Source organism: Aquimarina agarilytica ZC1, assembly GCF_000255455.1.
Lineage (GTDB): Bacteria > Bacteroidota > Bacteroidia > Flavobacteriales > Flavobacteriaceae > Aquimarina > Aquimarina agarilytica.
This window is the reverse complement of the sequence record NZ_JH621282.1, coordinates 12,659-34,071: the sequence shown is the minus strand read 5'-3', so window position 1 is coordinate 34,071 and position 21,413 is coordinate 12,659. Positions and strand designations below refer to the sequence as shown.

Here is a 21,413-nt window from a genome sequence, read left to right as displayed (position 1 = left end):
ACATTAATTTACGACAAAACCCTCGTATTTACAAGGGTTTTGAGTATTCTGAATGCGCCTTAAAAAAAGCTTGGCTATTGCTCTTGATAATTAATAGTCAAGTTTTTTTATTCTTTCTCGTTGGTATGTATAAGAGGATGGTCCTCTTTACCAAGACCAACAATTGTAATAATATTTCTAACGGCAGTGTAAAGCATTATAACCACACTTATAAGTGATCCACTTAATATTGAAGCCGATATTAAAGAAATGTAATATACTATTTTAAACCAAGAATTCGGAACCGATTCAGATTCTGTGATTGGAATATTAAGTAGTTGAAAAACGAGCATTGAAACTACAAAAACAATAGTGTCCAATTTGGCAATAGCCAAAACATGATAATAATGAGATTTTTTAAGTTTATTAGTTGATGATGAACTTAGTCCTAAAAGAGTTAATAATAATGCAAGTATAGTAGCAGATGCAAGTACAATAGTATTGCATAAAACATTAATACCTGGAAGGCTACTTTTAATTAATTCTTTTGCTTCGTAGCCACTTAAATTACCTAAAGCTAAAGTGCCTAAACTTGAGATAAACGCGGCAAAAACTCCAATAATTAAGGCTTGTTTATGATATTTTTCTAATTTATTCATGAACAATATTTCCTTTTTTTACTAATAATACTTTTTACTTTAGAAACAAAATAAGTGATAGTTATTATGTGTGTTTAAAAATATTACAATTATAAAAATACGCTAATAATTTCCTATTGTAATACTATTTAAAACAAGCTAATCTAGCAATGGTTCTAAACTAATATAACTATAGCTAACATCACCTATATGTTCATAACTAGTGTCTTTTTCTCTTAAGGGAGCCCAATCAAAACAAGACGCTATATCTTGATCTGAGTATTCCGAAAGCAAACTGTCAGATATGAGTAAATACTCATCAATTCTAATTTTATTTTTTAATAAGCGATGCGCTGTAATTACATCTTCGCCCATGAGCTTGATATTTTTACCAATCGCTACGGATCCTACAGATACGCCATAATGAAGTATAATTTTTAATCCAAGCATTTTACGAATATTACCACTTTCTGCGTGATTTTCATTTCTTTTATACACCGAGTCTAATTCCTTGTAAAATTGTGTGTAAAAATACTTGCATTGATCAACTAGTTTGCTAAAAGCAGGAAGCTCACCTTGCTTAAAAAACAGCACAGCATCACCTTCAATTTCCGAAAGTTTTAAGCCAATTTCATTAGCATATATTACTTTATTAAGTAGAGTAGAAATTACTTTAGCACTCAATTCAAATTCGGTATCACTCATGAATTCGGTAAAACCGCTAATGTCAGGTATACATATTAAAGTCGGCTGTGCATTCATGTTTAATTTTTTAAGTAAATTAAGTATGGGGTATAGATAAATATATTCAATAATTACATCATTCTTCTGTTTGAGTTAAGGGATTCATTATTATAATTAATACCTTGACTTGAGTATTTATTAATGAGTTCGTATATTTTAAAGGTATGCAAAATTAAAAAATTAAGCTCTTTTGTTATTACATCTAAAATAGATGCTGAGAGCTTATCATTTTTTAAAAGCTTTTTACATAATTGTATTAAAGAGTTATCAAGTTTCATACATTCTTTTATGTAAATGGTATACTTTTTATCTTCTAATATTCGCTTTAATTCTAACCCACTTATCTGGTTTTTACTTTTATTAATATATGTCATATTGGGTACAATATTGTTTTCTGCAAAAACAGCAATAAGTTTATTAGATAGTTGGTTTCTTTGAATGCTTTGTAAGTATAAAAATCTTGAAAATTCAGCAATTTGCACTCGCTCTGCTGTTTCAAAATATTTTCGTTCAGCATCAAATGTCATACAAAGCAATTCTTGAAGGTCTTTGATGTGCTTATGATCAAATTTTAAGAGTTCAAACATTATAAAAATTTTAAAATCTTTTATAAATAATTAATTAGTAACTATTCTGCTTGTTCTAAGGTTTACTGGTTACCCAAAAAGCATGAATCATACCAGGCAGCCCTCCAAGGAGTGTTAGGATGATATTAATGATAAAATCTTTTCCTATTCCTTTTTGCAAGGCAACAGATACTGGTGGTAAAAAAATATTTAAAATGATAGTTAATATGGACATAGTTATAGTTTTTTGTAAAGATGTATAAATGGAATATTCTAACTTAACTTTATTAATAATTTCTTGCGCTCAAAAAAAATAAGTATTTATAAAATCTAAATTAGTGATTATAAATGTACTATGGTATTGTTGTGTTTGATAAATCCAAACACTTCTTAAAGTTATTTTAATTGTTAGTTTCTGGAGCCGCATCCTTAAAGTCTATGCTATCGTCAGTCATGCTTTTATAAGCTTTTATCCATGCATTTTTTAGTACATTGGTTACAGTTGGAATGATTTTAGTTTGAACATTGTTCAAATCTCCTTCAAACTCAACATTGGTGGCCAGTGTATCCTTTCGCTGATTTTTAAATATGAATTTAAAAAAGCCAACAAAGCCTTCCCATAATTTTTTTGAAAATTTATCATCCTCGCCTATAAGTTTTGTATTCGTAAGAATGGGTTTGACATATCCTTTTAGGAAGCCGTCGTTAATAGCCATTTCAGAATACACTTCATATGTACCTGACGAAAAATCAATACCCGCATAGTGTTGGGTAAAATCATTTAATGAAGTGATATCTGCATTTTCTAAAGAAAAAGAAATATCCATATCGGGTATAGCTTTAACTACATCCAAATTTCCAGTCAATGTAACTTTGCCGTTACCAATACTAGTAGCTGTAGCTTTTAATGCCGAAGGTAATTTGTTTCCTTCTCTTACAATGTTTCTTAAGTTGGTAAGTTCTAAATTTACAGCGTTCATTTGTAAATCAATTTTTGGGGAGGTAGTTACTTGCACAAAAGCTAAATTACCATTCGTTATTTGTAGTCGGTTTATATCAATAGGAACTAAATTGGTTAGTGCTTCTGACCAATCTTCAACTTCGGTTTCGCTTTCATTTGTGGGTTGTTGTTGATCTTCAAATACGTAGATAACACTGGGCTCGGTCATTTCGATTTCACTAACAATTTTTCCTTTTAATAAGCTTTTCCATTGTATAGAAATATCTGTATTCTTAAAATTTAGAAAAGGAACTTGCGTTTGAGCGTTTACTTTGTTTAAGTACAAATTTTTAATGGTGTAAGCACCTCTATATAATGAGATATCAATATCTTCGACTTCACCGTAATAATTGTCAATGTTTGATAAAGTTTTATTAACGTAATTTTTAACTAGGTAGGGTAAGACCAATCTTAAAGCAACAAGCAATACAATTAGAGATAAGGGTATCCACAAGCGCTTTTTTTTGACAATTTTTTTTATTTCCATTTTCAACTATTCTTTTGATGATTTCTTATTTGTAATTATATTTTTTAATCCATCCCTAAGGCTTATCCATAAAAAATTGAAAAATGATTTGGTTTGATCTCTTTCAGTGTCAATTTTTCCATAATGATAAGCGGTAGTATCCTCTTTTTCTTTTAAAAGTAAATTGCCAACTGCACTTAAAAACTTATTAACCTTTAGGCTGTGTTGTTTTAGTATTTCAATTTCAAAATCGGTGTATTTCATTTTAATATCTCCAGCAGCTCTTTTGTTATTGCCATTGATAGTAAAATAAATTTCGTCGGCACGTCCTTTGATTCGGGTTTTGAGATTTTTTTCTAAGTAAGTATTTAAGGAATTTCCATTAAAATTTTTGATACTACCCTTAGCCATAAATTCATCACTTGTGAGCGATTTAAATTTTGTGTTTAAAGCAATATCAGCATTACCCATAAAGGTGCCCTTTGTTTCTAATTTAATTTGATAATTTTTATTTTCTGTATTAAAAAGACTCGCAACAGCGTTTACATCTTCAAAGTAAAGCTTACCAGGTTTTTCATTCCCATCTAGTCTTTGTTCGTAATTTATCGAAGCGTTTTCGATACTAATTTTAGGGAAATCAATACCGAAATCAAGGTTTCTAATTTTTTCGGAGTATAGCGATTTGTATTTAGTATTGTCTGGTACAGCTTTATCTCTGTATAAATTCAAACCTGCATTTTGTACAATTATGCTTTTGGCTCCAAAAGTATTTTTAGATTCATTTTTTTTTAGAAACCATCTATTAAAGTGAATTTTCGGGATTACTAGCGAAACATGATCTCTTTCTTTTTTCAAATGGCTAGAAAGTATTTTTTTACTGAAAATTGTCTCTAACTTTAAATTGGATAGGTAAATAGCCTTAGGATTTATAGTTACCGTGTCAATAAATAGCTTTTCCCAATTACCCACCTTGGTAGTTATCCCTCTTAGTTTAGATTCAATTTTTGTATATGTAACTGGAAAGTCTGCAGTTTGAAGGAATAATCCAAGCTCATTAATTTTAGTATCCATGTTCTGAATACTAAGGTCTGGAATGTTTTTTTTCGATTTGTATAGTTCAAAAGATCCACCATTAATTTCAAAAGAATTGATAGTAATTAGCCTTGTAGAGTTATTTTTAGTGATGGATTTAGTGTCGATATACTTAAAAAATTTTAAATCAGGCGAGGTCAATTGAATGCTATTGAGCACAATTGCTTTTTTAAATAAAAGTTGGTAATAATTGAGTCCACTTATATCTAATTGTGGTATGCTCAACTGTAAACTGTCTTTAGTAGATGTAGTAATCTTAGTATTAAAATTAAGTTTTACAAATGAAATTGAAGCTGTTAATAGGTTAACCGAAATATCATCATAATATATCTCAATATCTTTATCAGAAACAAAATGCTCAATCTGTTTGACTAAAAAATATTTGGCTAAAAAATGAATCGTAATTAGAGCACTAAGTACGATTAAAAAAAGTAGGGTATATTTTTTTTGGGTGTAATTCATTCATATTTATAAGGCTGTAAATAACCTTATAAAAAATGATTTATGTTTATGCAAAAACAATTAAAATGAACGCATTTAAAATTATAATGTAAAATTTAAGTTAGCTCTTCGGATTTCATTTTTTTCTAAACTCTTTAGGGCTACAATAGTGTTTTTGTTTGAAGATTTTACAAAAATAACTTCTGCTGGTTAACCCAATAGTGTAGACTATCTCTGAAATAGTTAAATCAGTTGTTTTGAGTAGTAAAACCGCTTTTTCTAAACGTACGTTTCTGATATAATCCGAAACGGTTCTTTTGTACATGTATCGGAAACCTTCTTGGAGTTTTGCAGGAGATAAACCAGACTCAATTACCAATGATTTTATAGAGTGTTGAAATTCGGGAACTTCGCGTATAAAATTACCAATTTCAAAAATTTTTGCCAGTTCGTATTTTAATAAACCACTAGAATTGGTGGTTTTGTTTATTTCTTGATGAAATTGTTTGATTTGAATGGCTAAAATTATAAAATACCTTCCTTTTTGACTCAGTTTTTCAGAAACATCATGGGCGTGCTCAAGTCCAACTAGGAGCTTAAGTTGTTCTGCAATTTTTAAATTATACCCACCAGCATGAAAATACTTGGGTTGTTTTTCTATTTTATTAAGTACTGTTTTGAGTTGCTCATTAAAATCACACGTATCCTCATTAAACGCTTTAAAATACTGGGCTTTGTTAACCAATATAATATGTAGTAAAAGTCTTTTGTTTTTTGGTATAAGTATTTTGCTGTGAATACCAGTTTCACTGTGAGCTACCGCAGTTTGAAATCTTTCAATAGCAACCGTATTATTGGTAGTATCAAATTGATGTTTAAATTCTCCATCTAAACAATATAAAAATTGCAATGTTTCGGTTGATAAGCAATCAATGGGGATTGACAAATCATTTTCTAAAAACAAATCAAAATCATACACCTTTACTCCTTCTTGCAAGTTATAAAATCTAACATGTCCAGCTCCGATAGTGTTATCTATTTCAAGAACATTAAAATCATCCAATTCAGTAACTGTTCCTTTTAAATGAATTTTTAGTTCATTTAAATCCAAATGATTTTGCGAAAGGGTATTTGAATTTTTTATCATAACAATTATGTACTAATGTCAACACATTTTAATACTGACAAAAACAATTTTATTTGTTATGTAAAATTACAAGATTTGCATGCTAAGCATTAACGTTATTGAGATTATCCGTAACGTTATTCTACTTTAAAATAAGCTATTTTACTAAAAATAGTGACTCATATGAATAAATACTAGTTAATAACGGATCCATCACCTTTAAAACAATATCTTTCTTTTTACCATCAATTTTAAGTTCTACATCATAAAATATTCCTTTTGAAAAATGATCTACTTTTTCAATTTCGTAGATTTTGACATCCTTATATTTTTTATTTAAAATTCTTTTAATGGCTTTAGGAAGCTCTTTCTTTTTTATATTATTTTCTGTTTCAATCCAATTTCCGTTTGGTAAAAAGTCCGCTCTGTATTTTTCTCCATCTATTTTAAAATGAGATTCGAAATTTCCGTTTTTATCTATGTGCCAATCAGGATCATTTTCCCCTGGATATTTTTTTTCAAAGTTTTCTTGGACTTTGACAGGAACTTCATTTTGCGAAATGGCAGAACAGTAGGTTAGTAAAAAAAGAATGGATACTAAAATATACGGATAAGGGTTTTTCATAATTGTTCATTGACTGAATTCAATAATACAATAATATGAGAGGGGTCCTTATCCGTATCGCAATAAAAAGGGACTTTATTCGGTATTTATTAAATGCTTACCTTATTTTAAAGTTTGTTTTTTTCGATAATCAGTAGGGAGTATTCCATAATGTTCAAAAAATATTTTAGAAAAATAACTTCTACTTCTAAACCCGATTTTATAAACAATTTCAGAAATAGAATCTGTAGTATTTTTTATATAATCTCTTGAAATTTCTAATTTCATGAGTCTAACATATTCATTTACTGATTTTGAATGTAAAAGTTTAAAGCCTGATTGTAATTTTTTTTGACTTAATCCAGAACGCTTTGATAATATTTCAACAGTTAAGGGCTCCGATATATTGTCTATAATATAACCTGTCAAATCATGAATTTTTTTAATATCATCTTTAGACATTGTTTCTGGAAGGTTGCGACCTTCTTCGGAGTTGCTATGTTCCAAAATTTGCATAGCCAATATTAAATTTAATTGACCTTCAATAGATAGTGTACGTACTATACCTGTATTATCAGATGTATTTAACTGTCTTATTTGATCGGCTATTTTAAGGTTAAAATTACCAAAATGATTGTATACACTATTTGAATCAATGTCTTTAAAAGTAGAGAGCAATTTTTTGTTTAAATAAGTTAAGTTGTTATTCTTTTTTTGAGCATATAAATTTTTAACGACGTAAATAAAATTGACCTTAACAGTGACTTTATTAGGAAAGATATAAGTTTCTTTAGCCTTTTTTTTGGTTGAAATAATAATGTTTTGAAAGCGCTCAAATGAATGGCTTACATTATCAACATCGCTTTTGTAGGTGATGGTTCCTTCACTTACAAAAACAAATTCAATAGGCTTTACCTCACTTGATACGAATGTTATTTTTACATTTTCGGTAAAATGGACATCATAATCCATCAGTGAAACACCCCAATCAAAATCGATACAGCGAATTTGACCTTTGCCATATTCATTATTAAATTCCAGTACCGTTTCTCCCCATTTATTATTTAAATTTCCATTTAAATAAAAGTTTAATTGTACTAAAACCTCATCACTTTTTGTACTTGTGATTGTTAATTCCTTCATTTATTTTTCCTTCTATCTACATTTTCGAGTGGATACAAAGTAAGTGTAGAATGCCTTTTTGGAGTAACAAAATTGATACAGTTACTAACAGTATTGCTCTAGTTTAGTTTTAAAAAAAAATGATTTTTTTAGAAGATTTGTAAATTTGTTGGGGATTTTGTGGTAAATAATGAACATAATGTAATTTATTAACTCAATTGCTAGCCTTTTGCAATATAAGCCTTGCTATTAAAAATGATTTGTTTATGAGTGGTTATTAGCCAATTTATTGGCACCGCCAAAGGGTGTAATACCCCGAGGCTTGCCTCGAAATTGAAAGCTTGTTTCAAACGAATGCCTCATGGGCTTGCTCCGAGGTATTTTACTTATTGAGTCAAAATAAATGCTAATTGCACAAAATTGTTAAACTGTATTGAATCACCTTTGTAAGTATAAAGAGTGAATAAAACAGGTAAACAAAATGAAAAGGTATTTGTTAACGACATTCATATTTTTAATTTCTATAATTATGTTGGGTTTTACCAATTTGATTGAGTTTAGAGATTTACCTCAGATATTTTTTTTCATTTACATTGTTTTATCATTTGCTCTTATATTAAAAAAGGATAGAAATTAACTTTAAAAGTAAAATTTATGAAAAAGGCAATTATTTCGATAGTAACAGCAATATTCATGTTTTCATTTGCAACTAGTTGTAGAGAAAAGACAGCAAAAGAAAAAGTAGAAGATGCTGTAGAAAGCGTTGGTGATGGTATAGAAGATGCGGCAGACGAAGTTGAAGATGCAGTAGATTAACAACGGCATATGTAACAACACTAATGATATAACGGATATTAGAGTTGAAAAACCAGGTATCCGTTTTTTATTTCCCAAAAGAGAATGAAAGCTAACGAAAGCAACACATTTGCAATAAGCAATTTTAGTAAAAATATCATAAAGGCAACTTGTATAATAGTCTTGATACTATGTTGTCTTTTTTTAATACTAAAAGGCTTTAAAGTGATTCTGTTAATTTTAGCAGGCATCCTTGTAGCTACTTTTTTTAAAGGAATAGCCTCGCTTATTCAAAAAAAGATTCCTTTGAACAATAAAGCTGCTTTAGGAGTAGGCGTAACTCTGTTTTTTAGTGTTTGCATTGTGTCTATTTTAGTACTTTCATCCAGAGTATCTGATCAAATTGACGTTCTACAAAAAGAATTGCCATTGGCCACCGAAGAAGCCAAGCAAAAATTAAATAACACTAAGTTGGGAGCATTTGCTCTTAGCGAAATAAAAAAATACCGAGAAAAATTAAATAAAGGGAGCGGGCAAATTACTATCTTTTTCAGTTCCTTTTTTGGTGGATTAGCAGATATTTACATTATTGTTTTTTTAGGTTTATTTTTTATGATTCAACCTAATATGTACACCAATGGAATTATCATACTCTTTCCTAAACCTAAACGAAAAAGAGTAGAGGAGGTGTTGCTAACCCTAGGATACACATTAAAAAGATGGTTATTAGGAAAAATGTTTTCTATGTTAGTTGTTGGTATTTTAACAGGTGTAGGATTGGCTATTTTGGGTATTCCTTTAGCATTAACTTTGGGAATATTTGCAGCACTAATCACTTTTATTCCCAACTTTGGACCTATATTATCTTTAATTCCAGCATTTTTATTGGCGCTCACTCTAGATGGAAATTCCGCACTGTATGTAGTCATTCTTTATGGAGTTGTCCAAGCGATTGAAAGCAATGTAATTACTCCTTTTATTCAAAGTAAAATGATAGCCTTTCCTTTGGCAATGATTTTAATAGCTCAAGTTATTTTAGGAATTTTTACTGGAATGCTGGGCTTAATTTTAGCGGTACCTGTAATTGCTATTTTAATGGTTATTGTTAAAATGCTTTATGTTGAGGATATATTAGGTGATACTAGTGTGGAAGTCGTGGGCGAAGAACTATTTGTTGATGATGTAGAAGAGGAAAACAATAAAGAATAGTCAAAATAGACAAAATGTCATTAATTAATAGGTGTTTTGTGTCATTTTGACATCTTTTTTATAGTGTTTTAATGTCAAAAAGTTAATGGTATATGATTTGTTTAAATGCTATTGTAACTTTTAAAAATTAATATTATGAATAAGGGAATAACATTAAATGGTCATACAAACACTAATTTATTACCGTTTACAGGATTTGGAAATTTGGTAAATGAAGTTTTTAGTAATACACTTTCGCCTTCATTTAGCGAGCACATGGACTTGCAAGCGCCTAAAGTGAATGTTATTGAAAATGACAATGAATTTATTATAGAGCTTTTAGCTACAGGATTTAATAAAGAAGCTATTACAGTTGATGCCAAAGAAAACAAATTAATTGTGAAAGCCGAGGCAGAAAAGAAATCAGAAGACAATTATGTAAGGAGGGAATTCTGGGCAGCTTCTTTTGAGCGTATATTTAAACTTCCAGAAAATATTGATAAGGAAGCAATATCAGCCACATATCAAAATGGGATATTAAGTATAACACTTCCCAAAAAAACTAATGAAGCCATAGTAACTTCAATTGAAATAAATTAAATTAAATTAAATACATGTAATTATGTATCTAAAAAGGGAGCTAATTTGCTCCCTTTTTAAATTTTGAATTTTAGACCTCCACGCATATACAAGCTATTTTTATCATTAATGGTAAACACATCTTCTTGGTCTTCATCTCTTAAACGGATATCATTTATTATAGTGAAACCAGCATAAACATAAAATATCAAATGCTCCGTAAAACAATGTTCATAACCTAAACCCGCTAAAGCAATGGTCATGGAAATACTAGCTGCAGTTTCCGTGCCTATCCCATTACGATTGGGTATGGTTTTGTTATTTTGAATATTAGCAAAAAAACCATCGAGGGTAGCAAAAGCTTGTAATTGATTAGTAGGGCTGGGAAAATATTTGATATTTGTTTTAGGAACCCCCAAGCCATAAGCCCATTTTGGGTGGATTTTTTTATAATAATTAACTATTGGAAGCGGGAAAGGGCGACCTGCTTTTGTAGAGTATTGTAATCCAACGATGAGTCTCCAGGGTTTTTTGGCTTGACCTTCTTCAGTTTTATCTTTAATTAAAAAAACTCCACCAGAATATAAAATATCATCATTAGTAATGTTTCTATCTTCAAAATTCGAAGCGATTAACACTCCTGACTTGGCAGCAAAGCGCAAATCTTCTTTTATTTTATACGTATAGCCCAAAGTAAGATCATATGAATTGAAATTATCTAAATTGGTTACACTAAAACTAGGTATAGGTCTATCTTCGTAATCAAAATTTATATTTCTGTATTCAAACCCAGGTACTAAATATGCCCCTTTTTTGTTTAGTTTTAATGGCATCCTAACAAGTGCACGTAAACGTTGAAAACTATTGTCACTTTCTCTTTGCGGAAAATAAGTATACTCCAAACGTGCTAAATCTGATAATTGAGCATAGTGGGCATGAGTCGTAATGGTAATTAGTAGTATCGTAAAAAAAAATGATTTCATATATCTGCGATTTAATAAGTTAATAAAAAAACTTTACCACATGATTAGAACACATAACTTACGTTGGTTATGTATATTTTATTTGATTTATTACGAGCTTTTATTTTCAAATTGTTTCTTTTTTTATTAGCAGTATTATATACGAATATAGAACTTACTATCTGTTGATTGATCCCCAAAATGGTATCTTTAAAAAAATTAGCTATATAAAGTTTTTTTATTGATGGGCTATTTTGGAAAGGGATTGAAAGAATTAATCTGTCAAAAATATTAATGCAATTTAATTTTGAAATAGTCATAGATAAGTTTAAAGTTTAAATAAAAAATTGAAAGAAAAACGAGGTCCTTCTCTACTAGCAAAAAGGTTAAACGTTCCACTAATAAAATCGGCACTATTTACCCAAAAACCTCCACCATAATTGGTATGCCATTTATTTGTTTCTTCACTATTATCTAGCCATACACGGCCGGTATCTATTCCTGTAAAAAGACCAAATTGTAATGGCAACACTTTTGTTTTAAATTGATTAAAACTATAACGCACATCTGCACTTGTGGCAAAGGCTGTTTGACCTGCAAAGCGATGTTTTCTAAAGCCACGTAATAGGTTTTCTCCACCAATTTGAGCGGATTGATAAAATTCGTAATTAGTCCCAATATTAAAATGGCTCATGGCACTCGTTTTTAATACTAATTTTCTATTATTGGTTAAGGCGTTGTAAAAACCTAGATAAGGTTTAATAAAACCATAAGTACTTCCATTGTTAATATTTGTTCTTGTACCTCCATTGAGTTCAAACTTCATTCCACGAGTAGGGTTTACCACAACATCATAACTTTCATACCTATAGGTAGCATTAGTACCTGCAAACCATTTGCGCTCGTAAGTTTCTTCGTTTTCAAAAAAATCAGCTATAAAACGGCCAGGAGTTCTATCTATCTGAATCCCTTCTGCGGAAGCGGTGTATTCAAAATAACTCCCATCTCGACCATTTTTTACAGCACCTAACATTAATTGATAGGTACTTAATTTTACTCTATTAAAATCAAAGTCAATATCATCGCGATCATCAAAATTTTCGGAATTGTTTCCAAATCCAAAAAAGTTGACTGCATAGTTCGGACTTGTGTATCGGGTAGTAACTAACAAGTTGTATTTTCCAAGTATACCTGCAAATTCACCTCTATATGCCAAGTCAAAACCTCCAGTTGCAAAATAATACCCCCCAGATAATCTGTGTTGTAACGTAAAGGGGTTTTCGTAGAAATCACTTTTGGTGATTACACTTACTGGGCCTATTAACAATCCATCATCGGGGTTAAATCCAATCAATGGTAAAATGGTGGTAGTGGTTAATTCTCGGTTGTCTTTATCAAAATTATTTATTTGATAGTTGTCCGTAAATTTAAACTTGGCTCCACCGTCTTTTTTAATGGTATTTGGCTTACTTTTATAATCGTAAATGGTCACTTTTTTACCGTTTTCAATAGAGTATGTATCATTGTTATGTCCTCCAATAATTCGTATTCGAATGGGATTATCGGGTATACCAGAAACATTAAATTGATCATCATCATCCAGACCATAGATCCTAATTTGTTTGGTAAATTTTTTATCATAGATTCTATTACTAATAGTATCTGATTTTTTATCATCTTTAATTCGTTGTACTGTGATTTTGGTTTTTCCTTTAGGAAGCCTCACTATACTAATATAATCGTCTTTATCGGTGCCGTTGATTATAGCAAGTCTTGCGTGGTACTCGTAATATTCATTAGTTGTTTCAATGAGGTTATCTATCCTACCTTTTAAACTAGCTTTGATATTTTCTAGATCGGTTCCTTTAGCTTCTTTTGGAATATTTTCAAAAGCCTTTTCAATCACTGTATCAGTTAAATTTTTTTGAATATATTTTGCCTCTTTTAACCATATATCTTGACTACTATTCTGAATTAATGTTCTGTCCAAAATGGATGCAGAAGCGTTAAGCCATGGTACATTGGAAATTTTTTTATCATATACTTGAAATTGTCTGGTAAAACCAATCATTCCCCTAAGTGCTCCTAAAAAACCTCCGTCAAAATTAGTAAAAGCCTGATCTCGATCTCTAGGGATAGGTCTAAAAACATGATCACCATTGTCTAGTTCAAATTCGGCCCACCTCCATTGGTCTTGATGTCTATCCCAATCGCCAATAAGCATGTCGAATAAGCGTGCTCGTATATAGGCTTGTTCGTCTATTCGGTATTTTTCGTCTTTGCGTAATCTTTTATAAACATCCGCAGTACTTTCGATATCTTTCGGTTTACCAAAAGAGGCCAAATCAATATGATGTTCTTCGGGCCGTTCTTCAATTAAGTAAAGTTCATTACCATGTTCAAAATTATATTCTTTTAAAGCAGGTTGTTTTGGTATGTACAATAAATCAGGATTTGTATGGTACAATCCAATCGCATCCGATAATTCGGGGATTACAGTAAAAATATAAGGATGTGATGCCGTATAAAAATCTTTGAGTATATCCTCGGAAAGTGTATTTTCTAGAGATTCTTCGACATAATTATTTTTAAAAAGAGTGGATTGTAAAAACTTAACACCACTTTTTTTTAGTGCTCTCATATTGTATTCTTTACCGCTTTTGTCTTTCAAACGCAGCGAACGGGTTTGGTGTCCTCCACCTTTACGTACTACTTCCAAACCCCCATAAAGTGTATCTAAAAGCGCTACTTTAGCTTCTATAGGTTTATAATATAAGTCGCGATAGTGATCTCCCCAAACACTTTCGTAAAGTTCACTTTTTTCGCTATTTTCATCGGGAGTATATACCGAAGTTCTAATTTTTGTATCAGTAATTGTTTTTAGATTGGTAAAATCATATTGAGGTGTGGGTTTAAAGACTTCTTTTTTATATAACAGTTTGGGTTTTCCATTTTTTGCACTAAAAAAACTGACCCATGATGCCCCGTTTTTCAATATATCCAACCGAGCAAAGCCTTGGCCACCGTAGGCAAATAACCCATCATTACTTAGTGAGGCATAAGAGTTTTTGGCACCAGCTCCAGAAACTATTTGCTTTAAACCTTCATGTTCAATATACTGTAGAGAATGTTCATGTCCAGAGGTAAAAATAATTTTTTCTGCTCCTTTAGCTAAGGTTTCTAAACGTTTTACTAGGGCTTTATACTGCTTGTTTTGCTTATCCTGAGTAGAAACTCCACCACTAGTTCTTATTTGAAGTGCTAATGAACTTAGTATGGGTAGGGGAATTTTTTTTTGACTTGGGTACAAATGTTTTACAGGCGCATATTGTCCACCATGTACACCATTGGTATACAAAGGATGATGAAGAGCAAAAACTATGGTTTTATTTTGATTTTTTTTCAATAATCCTTCAACTTCTTCAAACATGGCTTCTCTAGTTTTGATCTCATCGCACTTATCGTTTATAGTAGGGTGTTTGTCCCAGTCAGTTAGATACCATTGTGAGTCAAGAATTATCAATTGTACTTTATCAGAAACATCTATACTTTTTAAAGCACAACCGTCTGTTGGATAAAATAGCTTTTTATCTCCAAGTTTCTTTTCAAAGTAATTTTCTTCACGTTTTAATCCAGCTAGTCCTTCGTTATACCAATCATGGTTTCCTGGAATAAAAATAATTTCTCCATCAAAATTTTTAATACTATTAATTTGGGTATTTAATCGGTGCTCGGCAATTGGTCTATCTTCGGAATCTTTAGTAGGCATACCGTCTGGATAAATATTATCACCTAAAAAAATAGCGTAATTGCCTTTTTCTTTGTGAGTATTCAAATAGGCTTCAAAAACCATTAATGCATCGGTTGATTTTCCTGCTTGCGCATAGCCTGCATCACCAATTAAATAAAAAGTTTTCTCGATATCCTTTGGATTGATTTTCTCAAAATTAGTTTCGTCAAACTCTTCACGGTACTTAGGTTCGTACAAGGCACAGCTTGTTACAAATAATACAGCAGTAAAAAGTATATAGTTATATTTTTTCATTTAATGATTTTAAATTGAAAATCGTTTCCGTTAGTGTAGTTGATTTGCTACGAACTTTTGCCATTTATCAAACTTGTCCTCACCCATAACACGTTCCATCTTTACCTGACCACCTTTCTTTTTTTGATATCCACTCCATTCGCTAAATAGTGTTGATGGTATGCAGGTAACTTTTACACCCTTGAGTGCTTTAGAACGGGCCACTTTATAGTTTTTATTTGCAGCTTTTAATTTTTGATCCAAACTGAGAGCTATGGTAGTATTATCTATATTACTATCAGTCCCTAAATACCAATGGTGATAAAACTCGTTATTAATGCGTACGGCACTCAATGTAAATTCGGGTATTTGAATATTTAATTCTTCCTCTACTTCGCGCAAAGCCAAATTCATTTTGTTTACAGAAAGTTGTGAACCAACCACATTAAGGAAAAACTTGGTACGGCCCGTAATTTTTATTTCTGCTCGTTCTACGTCAGTAAATTCAATAGTATCACCGATTAGGTAGCGCCATGTTCCAGATACCGTACTAATTAAAAGGACGTAATCCTCATCTGTGGTAACTTGAGAAATGTTTAATACAGGTGCATTTTGACTTAATGATCCATCTGATTGAATGTACTCTGGCTTAAAAGGAACAAATTCAAAATAAATACCATTATTAGTAATGAGTTGCATGGCATCGGTTTCAGGACGTGCTTGAAAAGCGATAAAGCCCTCCGAGGCTAAGTAGGTGTCTATAATTGTTATTGGATGACTTAATAGCTGATTAAAACTTTTAGCATAAGGCTCAAAAGCAACGCCCCCCGAAGTGTATACTTGTAAATTAGGCCATATATCATGAATAGTAGTTACTTGATGGTAATCGATTACCTCTTTCATCATTAATTCAATCCATGAAGGTATACCACTAATGGCTCCAATATCCCATTTTTTGGCATTTTCAGCAATACGTTTTACCCGTTCATCCCAATCATCAATCTTTGCAATTTTTTCTCCTGGTTTATAATAACCTTCAAACCATGAAGGAATTTTAGAGGCGCTAATACCACTAATTTCCCCTTCAAAATGCGCATCTTTTTGAGTTAAATCGGTAGAACTACCCAACATCATTATACCTTTTTCGAAAAACTGAGAAGGGAGGTCATAGTTGGATAGTGCTTCTATTTGTTTGATACCCGCTTTTCTAATGGCTTCAATCATTTCATCCGTTACAGGTATACGTTTACTTTTTTTTCCAGTAGTTCCCGAACTCAAAGCAAAATAATCCACAAGACCAGGCCAAGTAATGTTTTCTTTCCCTTTTAAAAGCAAGTGCCACCATTCTTTTTCCATTCGATGGTAATCAAAATAGGGGACTTGATTTGCAAATTCTTTCTGAATATTATCAGATTCAAGAATCGTTGTAAAATTGTAAGCTTTACCAAATTGTGTGTCTTTAGCAGTTTCCAATAAATATTTTAACACATTTTGTTGTGCTTCAGAGTGTGGGGTTTCCAAAGTTAATACTTGTTTAATATCAATTGCTCCTTTTATAATTGATCCTATAATTGCCATAATGTTATTTTTTAGGGGCTGATAGCTAATTTTTATTCTAATACTTATATTTAATTTCAAGGCTTTTGCAAGTGTTCCGCAGCAGCTTGAGCTAGATCTAAATTGAAAAATGCATACACAAAAACAACTACCGAAGAAATAATTCCTATCATAAAAATGATATAGGTTAGTTTTAAAAGTTTGTATTTTTTATGGAGTACTAAGCCTAGATAGTATAAATCCTTGGTTAGTATTTCATAAATGTAATCTTTGTCTTTAATGATCTCTTTGATTCCCCATTGGAAAGTTTCTAACGGCATTTTATGGAAATTTCCAAAAAACAATAAATTGGCTTTTCTATTTTTTACATCTTCTTTTGTAAACTCTCCGCCTGTAACTTTGGGTCGTGTTGATAGTATGGATAATATAATAGAAGCTACACTGAAAAGTACTAATACTAAACTGGGTATAATAAGATGCTTATTAGTGGGGGGGGAGTCTAGTTTAGGAATTAAATTAGCCAATGCCAATGAAATTATAATCGCATTTACCGAGAGTAAGATGTTTGCTTTGGTATCTGCAATATCACTAAGCTTGATGTGATTTTTTAACGTTACTCGGTACATTGATTGAATAGCGCGTTCGGGATTATCATTTTTAAAAGTGGCTTTGGCTTTTGCTTTAAAGGCCTCTTCTTTTTTGTTGGTAAGTGCTTTATTTCTTTTTTTAAGTAATTTTTTTAAATGTTTATTTTTCTTCTCTTCCCAGTTTAAAATTGCATATTCTGTATAAAACTTATGTTTTTCAGTAAACAATTTAATGTTTTCTTCTCGCCATTCTTTGTTAGTATACGTTGCAATACCTTGTACCATAAGTTCCTGGCGTAACAAATCGCTTACGTTATTAAAATAATCTTTGGCTAAATGCGAGGTATCTGCATCCTTAAGAACTTCTTCATTAAAGTTTTTTGGGCTAACTGTCAACTTAGTGGCAAGTATACAGCCCTCAATTTTCTGTATTGTTTTGTGGTCAATGTTTTCTTTAGAAAGGAAATTGTTAGCTATTAAAGCACTTTCAACCTCATGATTCTTAGGATTATTTATGTATCCGGTATCATGAAACCAGGCAGCTATCTGTATTATTAGTGCGTCATTTTCGATTATATTTGATGCTTCTATAATTTCTTGAGCGCTTTCAACCACCCTACGTGTGTGCAGGAATGTGTGGTAGATATAGTTTTTGGGTAACTGCTCTTTGAGTAACTCAAAAACATAATCTTGTGATTTTTTTAAAATAGTATCCATAATTTTGAGTTATTGAGTGAGCAATTTCTGGGTTTCTTGATCTTCAACAATTTTGAGTAATTCGTCTGGAGAAACATATAAGCGTTTAATTTTTGCTTTATATTTTTCGGAAAGTTCTGTATGATTTAGAATGAAATTTTTAGTCTGTAAAATGTAATCTTTCATATGGTGAGAAACCGCATAGGAGTCTGCGATTCTTTCCGCTTTTCGAATGTAGTTACCAGAAAAATAATACCGAATACCAAACCAGATAAGATTTAATGTATTACGTTCTTTATAGTCCATAATATGACCCAATTCATGTCCAAACCAACCTATTAAAACAGTTGAAGGAATGGCAGTTAATTTGAGCTCTTTATTTTCTAAACTAAAGGTTTCGCTAATTAATATTTTGTACGTTCTATTTTTCTTTGACTTAAATAACGATGAAAATTTAGGTTGAGCCTTCATAAATGAAGTTTTCATATCGCTTCTAATTTCAAATTCTATGGGTGTTTTTTTTAGGCTAGGATAGTAACTTAAGGCTTTTGTAACCTCTACGGCTATAGCTTGAGGAATTATTTTATTAGTGGTATGTTGTAAATTTTGTGAAAACATAAATAGTTGAATGAATGAAACTCCTAGTAAGCATATCAGTTTTTTTTGCATTAAGTCGTTTGTCATGTATGCAAGTTATTTTAATAGATACTTAATGCTTAGTTCATTTAAAGTAAACTAGGACTCTATTGAAAAAACAGCTCATTTTAGACTCAAATGAGTTAAGATAGTAACTTGTATTTGTAGAGATTTGTAGTATATAAATTATTATACAAATTATGCAGAAGCTTAAAAATGGAATTCAATTAATTGTTCAAACTTATAAGAATTGGATGGCTAGTGATCCTTTTCAAATGAGTGCCGCAGTTAGTTACTATGCACTTTTTTCTTTTCCTGCATTACTAATTATAGTAGTTCAAGTAACAGGCTTGTTTTATGATGAGCAGCAAGTAAGAACAAAGATTTTGAATGAAATTGGAGGTGTATTGGGTAAAGATGCTTCGGTAACAGTTGATAATTTAATGCAAAATGCGCTGATACAAGATCAAACAGCATTTGCCATTATAATTGGTGTGGCTACGCTTTTGTATGGAGCCACAGGAATGTTTGTTGCCCTTCAAAAAGCGCTAAATAATCTATGGGGAGTGGAGCCAAATCCTAAGGAAGGCTTTTTAAAATTACTTAAGGATCGGTTATTTTCTTTGGGGTTAATTTTAATAATTGGATTTTTACTTTTAATTTCTTTGGTATTAACGGCGCTGATTTCTGCTATTGGCGACTGGATACAAGGGAATATGCCAGATGTAGTATTGTGGATTATTCATCTTATTAATTTTGTTATACCCTTAGGCTTGATAACGGTATTATTTGGTATGATTTTTAAAATTCTACCTGATATTACAATTAAATGGAAATACGTTTGGTTAGGGGCTTTTGTAACTAGTTTGCTATTTAGCGCGGGCAAATACGGATTAGGAGTATACTTTGGCACTATGAACCCTGCTTCGGCTTTTGGAGCTGCTGGTACAGTGGTACTTATTATGCTCTGGGTATCATACTCAAGTTTAATTTTGTTTTTTGGAGCAGAATTCACCAAAGTATATTCGGAGTCATTTAATGAACCAATAGCGGCTCAAGATCATGCTAAGTTTGTAGATACTACGCAATAGATACACTTATAACCATTTTTTCTTCTTAAAATAGATAAGTAATCCTATAAATATAGTTATCATTATAACCCAAAGTGTTTGGTAGCCGTATTTGTATTTAAGTTCTGGGATATACTCAAAATTCATTCCATAAATACCTGATATAAAGGTTAAAGGAATAAATATGGTGGCTATAATGGTTAAAACTTTCATGACCTCGTTCATTTTATTACTGGTAGCAGTCATATACATATCCATTAATCCCCAGAGCATATCACGATATATTTCTATGGTTTCAATTACTTGGATGGTATGATCGTATAAATCTCGAATATAATTTCTAGTTTTATCTTGTATTAGCGAAGTAGTGGTTTTATCTAATTTGTTGACTACTTCACGCAAAGGAAAAATAGAACGTCTAATTTTTAAAGCCTCACGTTTTAGTTGTTGAATTTCCTGAACGCTGGCTTTATCTGGATTGTCAAAAAGATTTTCTTCAATGTTTTCAATTTTTTCTCCAAGAGTTTCTATTATTAAAAAGTAATTATCAACAATGGCATCCATAAGAGAATAGAGTAAATAGTCTGCACCATTACTTCTAATAATTCCTTTGTTTTGTGTTATTCTATTGCGAATGTTATCAAAAACATCACCATCAGCTTCTTGAAAAGAAAGCACATAGTTTGATCCAAGAACAAAACTTATGTGTTCTACTTTTAGCTCATTGTTGTCATTGTAATAAAGCATTTTAAAAACAGCAAAGATATAATCATCATATTCATCAATTTTAGGTCGTTGATGAATACTTGTTATATCTTCTAAAATCAGTGGATGTAATTGGTAATGCGTACCAATTTTTTGTATAGTTTCGGTAGTATTCAGACCGTTAATATTTATCCACGTGGTTGAATCTGTATGTTTATAATCATAGCAATTGTCAATTGTGCTAAATTCATTACACACATAACTTGACTTTGTATAATCAAAAACTTCAATAAATGTATCTGCGTTGGTCTTATTTCCAGTATAAATAATAGTTCCGGGAGCCAAGCCTACTGCTTTAGCATATTTTGATTTTTTAGCCATATGAATGTGTAATAATTACATGCAAAATAATACTATTTGGCTTGTGTTGCTAATACTAAAGCTAAGGCATGATGAAAAATTTAAGCCGTAGCGAATTGCAATGCATTATGCACTTGAAATTCGAGTACTTTTAGTGTGTTTTCAACAGCTTTATGGTAATTATTTTCAAAGCAATTTACAGAAAATTCTGGTCCCGATGTTTTTAATTTAATCTCACAAGATTTTTTAATTCCCTTGTAACTTACGTGCGAGTCGTAGAAAATGTCTGCTTTTACAACATAAGGATAACTCATATTTAATAGTTGAAGCTTTTTACTTATTAGCGTATTTAGTTTTGTTAATTTTTTATTTTTTGTGTTGTGAAATTTAACTTCCATGATCTTAAGTTTTTTTGCAAATTTCACAAGTTTGCAGGTATAATATGTGCTTCTTTAATTTGTTCTTTGACTTTTTTA

The 21,413-nt window shown here is 31.0% G+C and carries 20 protein-coding genes; 4 read left to right on the top strand and 16 right to left on the bottom strand.

Annotated elements, in window-relative coordinates; all coding sequences use genetic code 11:
- Positions 1-107 precede the first annotated feature (107 nt).
- From KQA_RS0215355 to KQA_RS0215315, 9 genes are all read right to left on the bottom strand, one after another.
- Positions 108-638: a hypothetical protein gene (locus tag KQA_RS0215355; protein ID WP_010182375.1), complete on the bottom strand. Its 531-nt coding sequence runs from the start codon at positions 636-638 to the stop codon at positions 108-110.
- A gap of 138 nt (positions 639-776) precedes the next feature.
- Positions 777-1,379 carry a DUF2652 domain-containing protein gene (locus tag KQA_RS0215350; protein WP_010182374.1) on the bottom strand — a complete coding sequence of 201 codons (603 nt, stop codon included), beginning with the start codon at positions 1,377-1,379 and terminating at the stop codon, positions 777-779.
- A gap of 53 nt (positions 1,380-1,432) precedes the next feature.
- On the bottom strand, positions 1,433-1,948 hold the full coding sequence (locus KQA_RS0215345) for a hypothetical protein (RefSeq protein WP_010182373.1): 516 nt from the start codon (positions 1,946-1,948) through the stop codon (positions 1,433-1,435).
- 55 nt (positions 1,949-2,003) lie between these two features.
- A complete protein-coding gene (locus KQA_RS0215340; protein WP_010182372.1) occupies positions 2,004-2,162 on the bottom strand; it encodes a YqaE/Pmp3 family membrane protein in 159 nt (52 codons plus the stop codon).
- 166 nt (positions 2,163-2,328) lie between these two features.
- Positions 2,329-3,414, bottom strand: a complete 1,086-nt coding sequence (locus tag KQA_RS0215335; RefSeq protein WP_010182371.1) for a DUF748 domain-containing protein — start codon at positions 3,412-3,414, stop codon at positions 2,329-2,331.
- Positions 3,415-3,420: 6 nt separating this feature from the next.
- A complete protein-coding gene (locus KQA_RS0215330; RefSeq protein WP_010182370.1) occupies positions 3,421-4,947 on the bottom strand; it encodes a hypothetical protein in 1,527 nt (508 codons plus the stop codon).
- Positions 4,948-5,062: 115 nt separating this feature from the next.
- Entirely contained in the window at positions 5,063-6,073 is a 1,011-nt protein-coding gene (locus KQA_RS0215325) for a helix-turn-helix transcriptional regulator (protein WP_010182369.1), read from the bottom strand.
- A gap of 136 nt (positions 6,074-6,209) precedes the next feature.
- Entirely contained in the window at positions 6,210-6,677 is a 468-nt protein-coding gene (locus KQA_RS0215320; RefSeq protein WP_010182367.1) for a PepSY-like domain-containing protein, read from the bottom strand.
- A 102-nt stretch (positions 6,678-6,779) separates the two neighbouring features.
- Positions 6,780-7,799, bottom strand: coding sequence for a helix-turn-helix domain-containing protein (locus KQA_RS0215315; RefSeq protein WP_010182365.1), 1,020 nt, complete (start codon positions 7,797-7,799; stop codon positions 6,780-6,782).
- A gap of 672 nt (positions 7,800-8,471) precedes the next feature.
- On the opposite strand from KQA_RS0215315, the gene KQA_RS20905 reads away from it, so the two are divergent.
- From KQA_RS20905 to KQA_RS19090, 3 genes are all read left to right on the top strand, one after another.
- Entirely contained in the window at positions 8,472-8,594 is a 123-nt protein-coding gene (locus KQA_RS20905) for a hypothetical protein (RefSeq protein ID WP_262482167.1), read from the top strand.
- An 84-nt stretch (positions 8,595-8,678) separates the two neighbouring features.
- Positions 8,679-9,782, top strand: a complete 1,104-nt coding sequence (locus KQA_RS0215305; RefSeq protein WP_010182364.1) for an AI-2E family transporter — start codon at positions 8,679-8,681, stop codon at positions 9,780-9,782.
- Between the two features lie 135 nt (positions 9,783-9,917).
- The gene (locus KQA_RS19090; RefSeq protein WP_010182363.1) at positions 9,918-10,361 is read left to right on the top strand and encodes an Hsp20/alpha crystallin family protein; all 444 of its coding nucleotides are present in this window, start codon (positions 9,918-9,920) and stop codon (positions 10,359-10,361) included.
- A 56-nt stretch (positions 10,362-10,417) separates the two neighbouring features.
- Here the strand turns inward: KQA_RS19090 and KQA_RS0215295 are convergent, their stop codons facing one another.
- The 5 genes from KQA_RS0215295 to KQA_RS0215270 form a co-directional block, all read right to left on the bottom strand.
- Complete coding sequence (locus tag KQA_RS0215295; protein ID WP_010182362.1) at positions 10,418-11,323, bottom strand: DUF6268 family outer membrane beta-barrel protein; 906 nt, start codon at positions 11,321-11,323, stop codon at positions 10,418-10,420.
- 307 nt (positions 11,324-11,630) lie between these two features.
- On the bottom strand, positions 11,631-15,347 hold the full coding sequence (locus KQA_RS0215285; protein WP_010182361.1) for a metallophosphoesterase: 3,717 nt from the start codon (positions 15,345-15,347) through the stop codon (positions 11,631-11,633).
- 30 nt (positions 15,348-15,377) lie between these two features.
- Entirely contained in the window at positions 15,378-16,904 is a 1,527-nt protein-coding gene (locus KQA_RS0215280; RefSeq protein ID WP_010182360.1) for a GH3 family domain-containing protein, read from the bottom strand.
- A 56-nt stretch (positions 16,905-16,960) separates the two neighbouring features.
- Positions 16,961-18,187, bottom strand: a complete 1,227-nt coding sequence (locus KQA_RS19085; RefSeq protein WP_010182358.1) for a Pycsar system effector family protein — start codon at positions 18,185-18,187, stop codon at positions 16,961-16,963.
- Between the two features lie 9 nt (positions 18,188-18,196).
- On the bottom strand, positions 18,197-18,850 hold the full coding sequence (locus KQA_RS0215270; RefSeq protein WP_010182357.1) for a hypothetical protein: 654 nt from the start codon (positions 18,848-18,850) through the stop codon (positions 18,197-18,199).
- Positions 18,851-19,002: 152 nt separating this feature from the next.
- Between KQA_RS0215270 and KQA_RS0215265 the strand changes: the two genes are divergently transcribed.
- Positions 19,003-19,893, top strand: a complete 891-nt coding sequence (locus KQA_RS0215265; protein ID WP_010182356.1) for a YihY/virulence factor BrkB family protein — start codon at positions 19,003-19,005, stop codon at positions 19,891-19,893.
- A 6-nt stretch (positions 19,894-19,899) separates the two neighbouring features.
- Here KQA_RS0215265 and corA read toward each other — a convergent pair whose 3' ends face one another.
- Both corA and KQA_RS0215255 read right to left on the bottom strand, forming a co-directional pair.
- Positions 19,900-20,958 (bottom strand): magnesium/cobalt transporter CorA, encoded by a 1,059-nt coding sequence (gene corA, locus KQA_RS0215260; protein WP_010182354.1) that lies wholly within the window; start codon positions 20,956-20,958, stop codon positions 19,900-19,902.
- 80 nt (positions 20,959-21,038) lie between these two features.
- Positions 21,039-21,335, bottom strand: a complete 297-nt coding sequence (locus KQA_RS0215255) for a hypothetical protein (protein WP_010182352.1) — start codon at positions 21,333-21,335, stop codon at positions 21,039-21,041.
- Positions 21,336-21,413 lie beyond the last annotated feature (78 nt).

Coding starts and splice junctions, on each gene's coding strand:
- KQA_RS0215355 (WP_010182375.1), bottom strand. CDS start 638: ATGAATAAATTAGAAAAATATCATAAACAAGCCTTAATTATTGGAGTT.
- KQA_RS0215350 (WP_010182374.1), bottom strand. CDS start 1,379: ATGAATGCACAGCCGACTTTAATATGTATACCTGACATTAGCGGTTTT.
- KQA_RS0215345 (WP_010182373.1), bottom strand. CDS start 1,948: ATGTTTGAACTCTTAAAATTTGATCATAAGCACATCAAAGACCTTCAA.
- KQA_RS0215340 (WP_010182372.1), bottom strand. CDS start 2,162: ATGTCCATATTAACTATCATTTTAAATATTTTTTTACCACCAGTATCT.
- KQA_RS0215335 (WP_010182371.1), bottom strand. CDS start 3,414: ATGGAAATAAAAAAAATTGTCAAAAAAAAGCGCTTGTGGATACCCTTA.
- KQA_RS0215330 (WP_010182370.1), bottom strand. CDS start 4,947: ATGAATTACACCCAAAAAAAATATACCCTACTTTTTTTAATCGTACTT.
- KQA_RS0215325 (WP_010182369.1), bottom strand. CDS start 6,073: ATGATAAAAAATTCAAATACCCTTTCGCAAAATCATTTGGATTTAAAT.
- KQA_RS0215320 (WP_010182367.1), bottom strand. CDS start 6,677: ATGAAAAACCCTTATCCGTATATTTTAGTATCCATTCTTTTTTTACTA.
- KQA_RS0215315 (WP_010182365.1), bottom strand. CDS start 7,799: ATGAAGGAATTAACAATCACAAGTACAAAAAGTGATGAGGTTTTAGTA.
- KQA_RS20905 (WP_262482167.1), top strand. CDS start 8,472: ATGTTTTCATTTGCAACTAGTTGTAGAGAAAAGACAGCAAAAGAAAAA.
- KQA_RS0215305 (WP_010182364.1), top strand. CDS start 8,679: ATGAAAGCTAACGAAAGCAACACATTTGCAATAAGCAATTTTAGTAAA.
- KQA_RS19090 (WP_010182363.1), top strand. CDS start 9,918: ATGAATAAGGGAATAACATTAAATGGTCATACAAACACTAATTTATTA.
- KQA_RS0215295 (WP_010182362.1), bottom strand. CDS start 11,323: ATGAAATCATTTTTTTTTACGATACTACTAATTACCATTACGACTCAT.
- KQA_RS0215285 (WP_010182361.1), bottom strand. CDS start 15,347: ATGAAAAAATATAACTATATACTTTTTACTGCTGTATTATTTGTAACA.
- KQA_RS0215280 (WP_010182360.1), bottom strand. CDS start 16,904: ATGGCAATTATAGGATCAATTATAAAAGGAGCAATTGATATTAAACAA.
- KQA_RS19085 (WP_010182358.1), bottom strand. CDS start 18,187: ATGGATACTATTTTAAAAAAATCACAAGATTATGTTTTTGAGTTACTC.
- KQA_RS0215270 (WP_010182357.1), bottom strand. CDS start 18,850: ATGACAAACGACTTAATGCAAAAAAAACTGATATGCTTACTAGGAGTT.
- KQA_RS0215265 (WP_010182356.1), top strand. CDS start 19,003: ATGCAGAAGCTTAAAAATGGAATTCAATTAATTGTTCAAACTTATAAG.
- corA (WP_010182354.1), bottom strand. CDS start 20,958: ATGGCTAAAAAATCAAAATATGCTAAAGCAGTAGGCTTGGCTCCCGGA.
- KQA_RS0215255 (WP_010182352.1), bottom strand. CDS start 21,335: ATGGAAGTTAAATTTCACAACACAAAAAATAAAAAATTAACAAAACTA.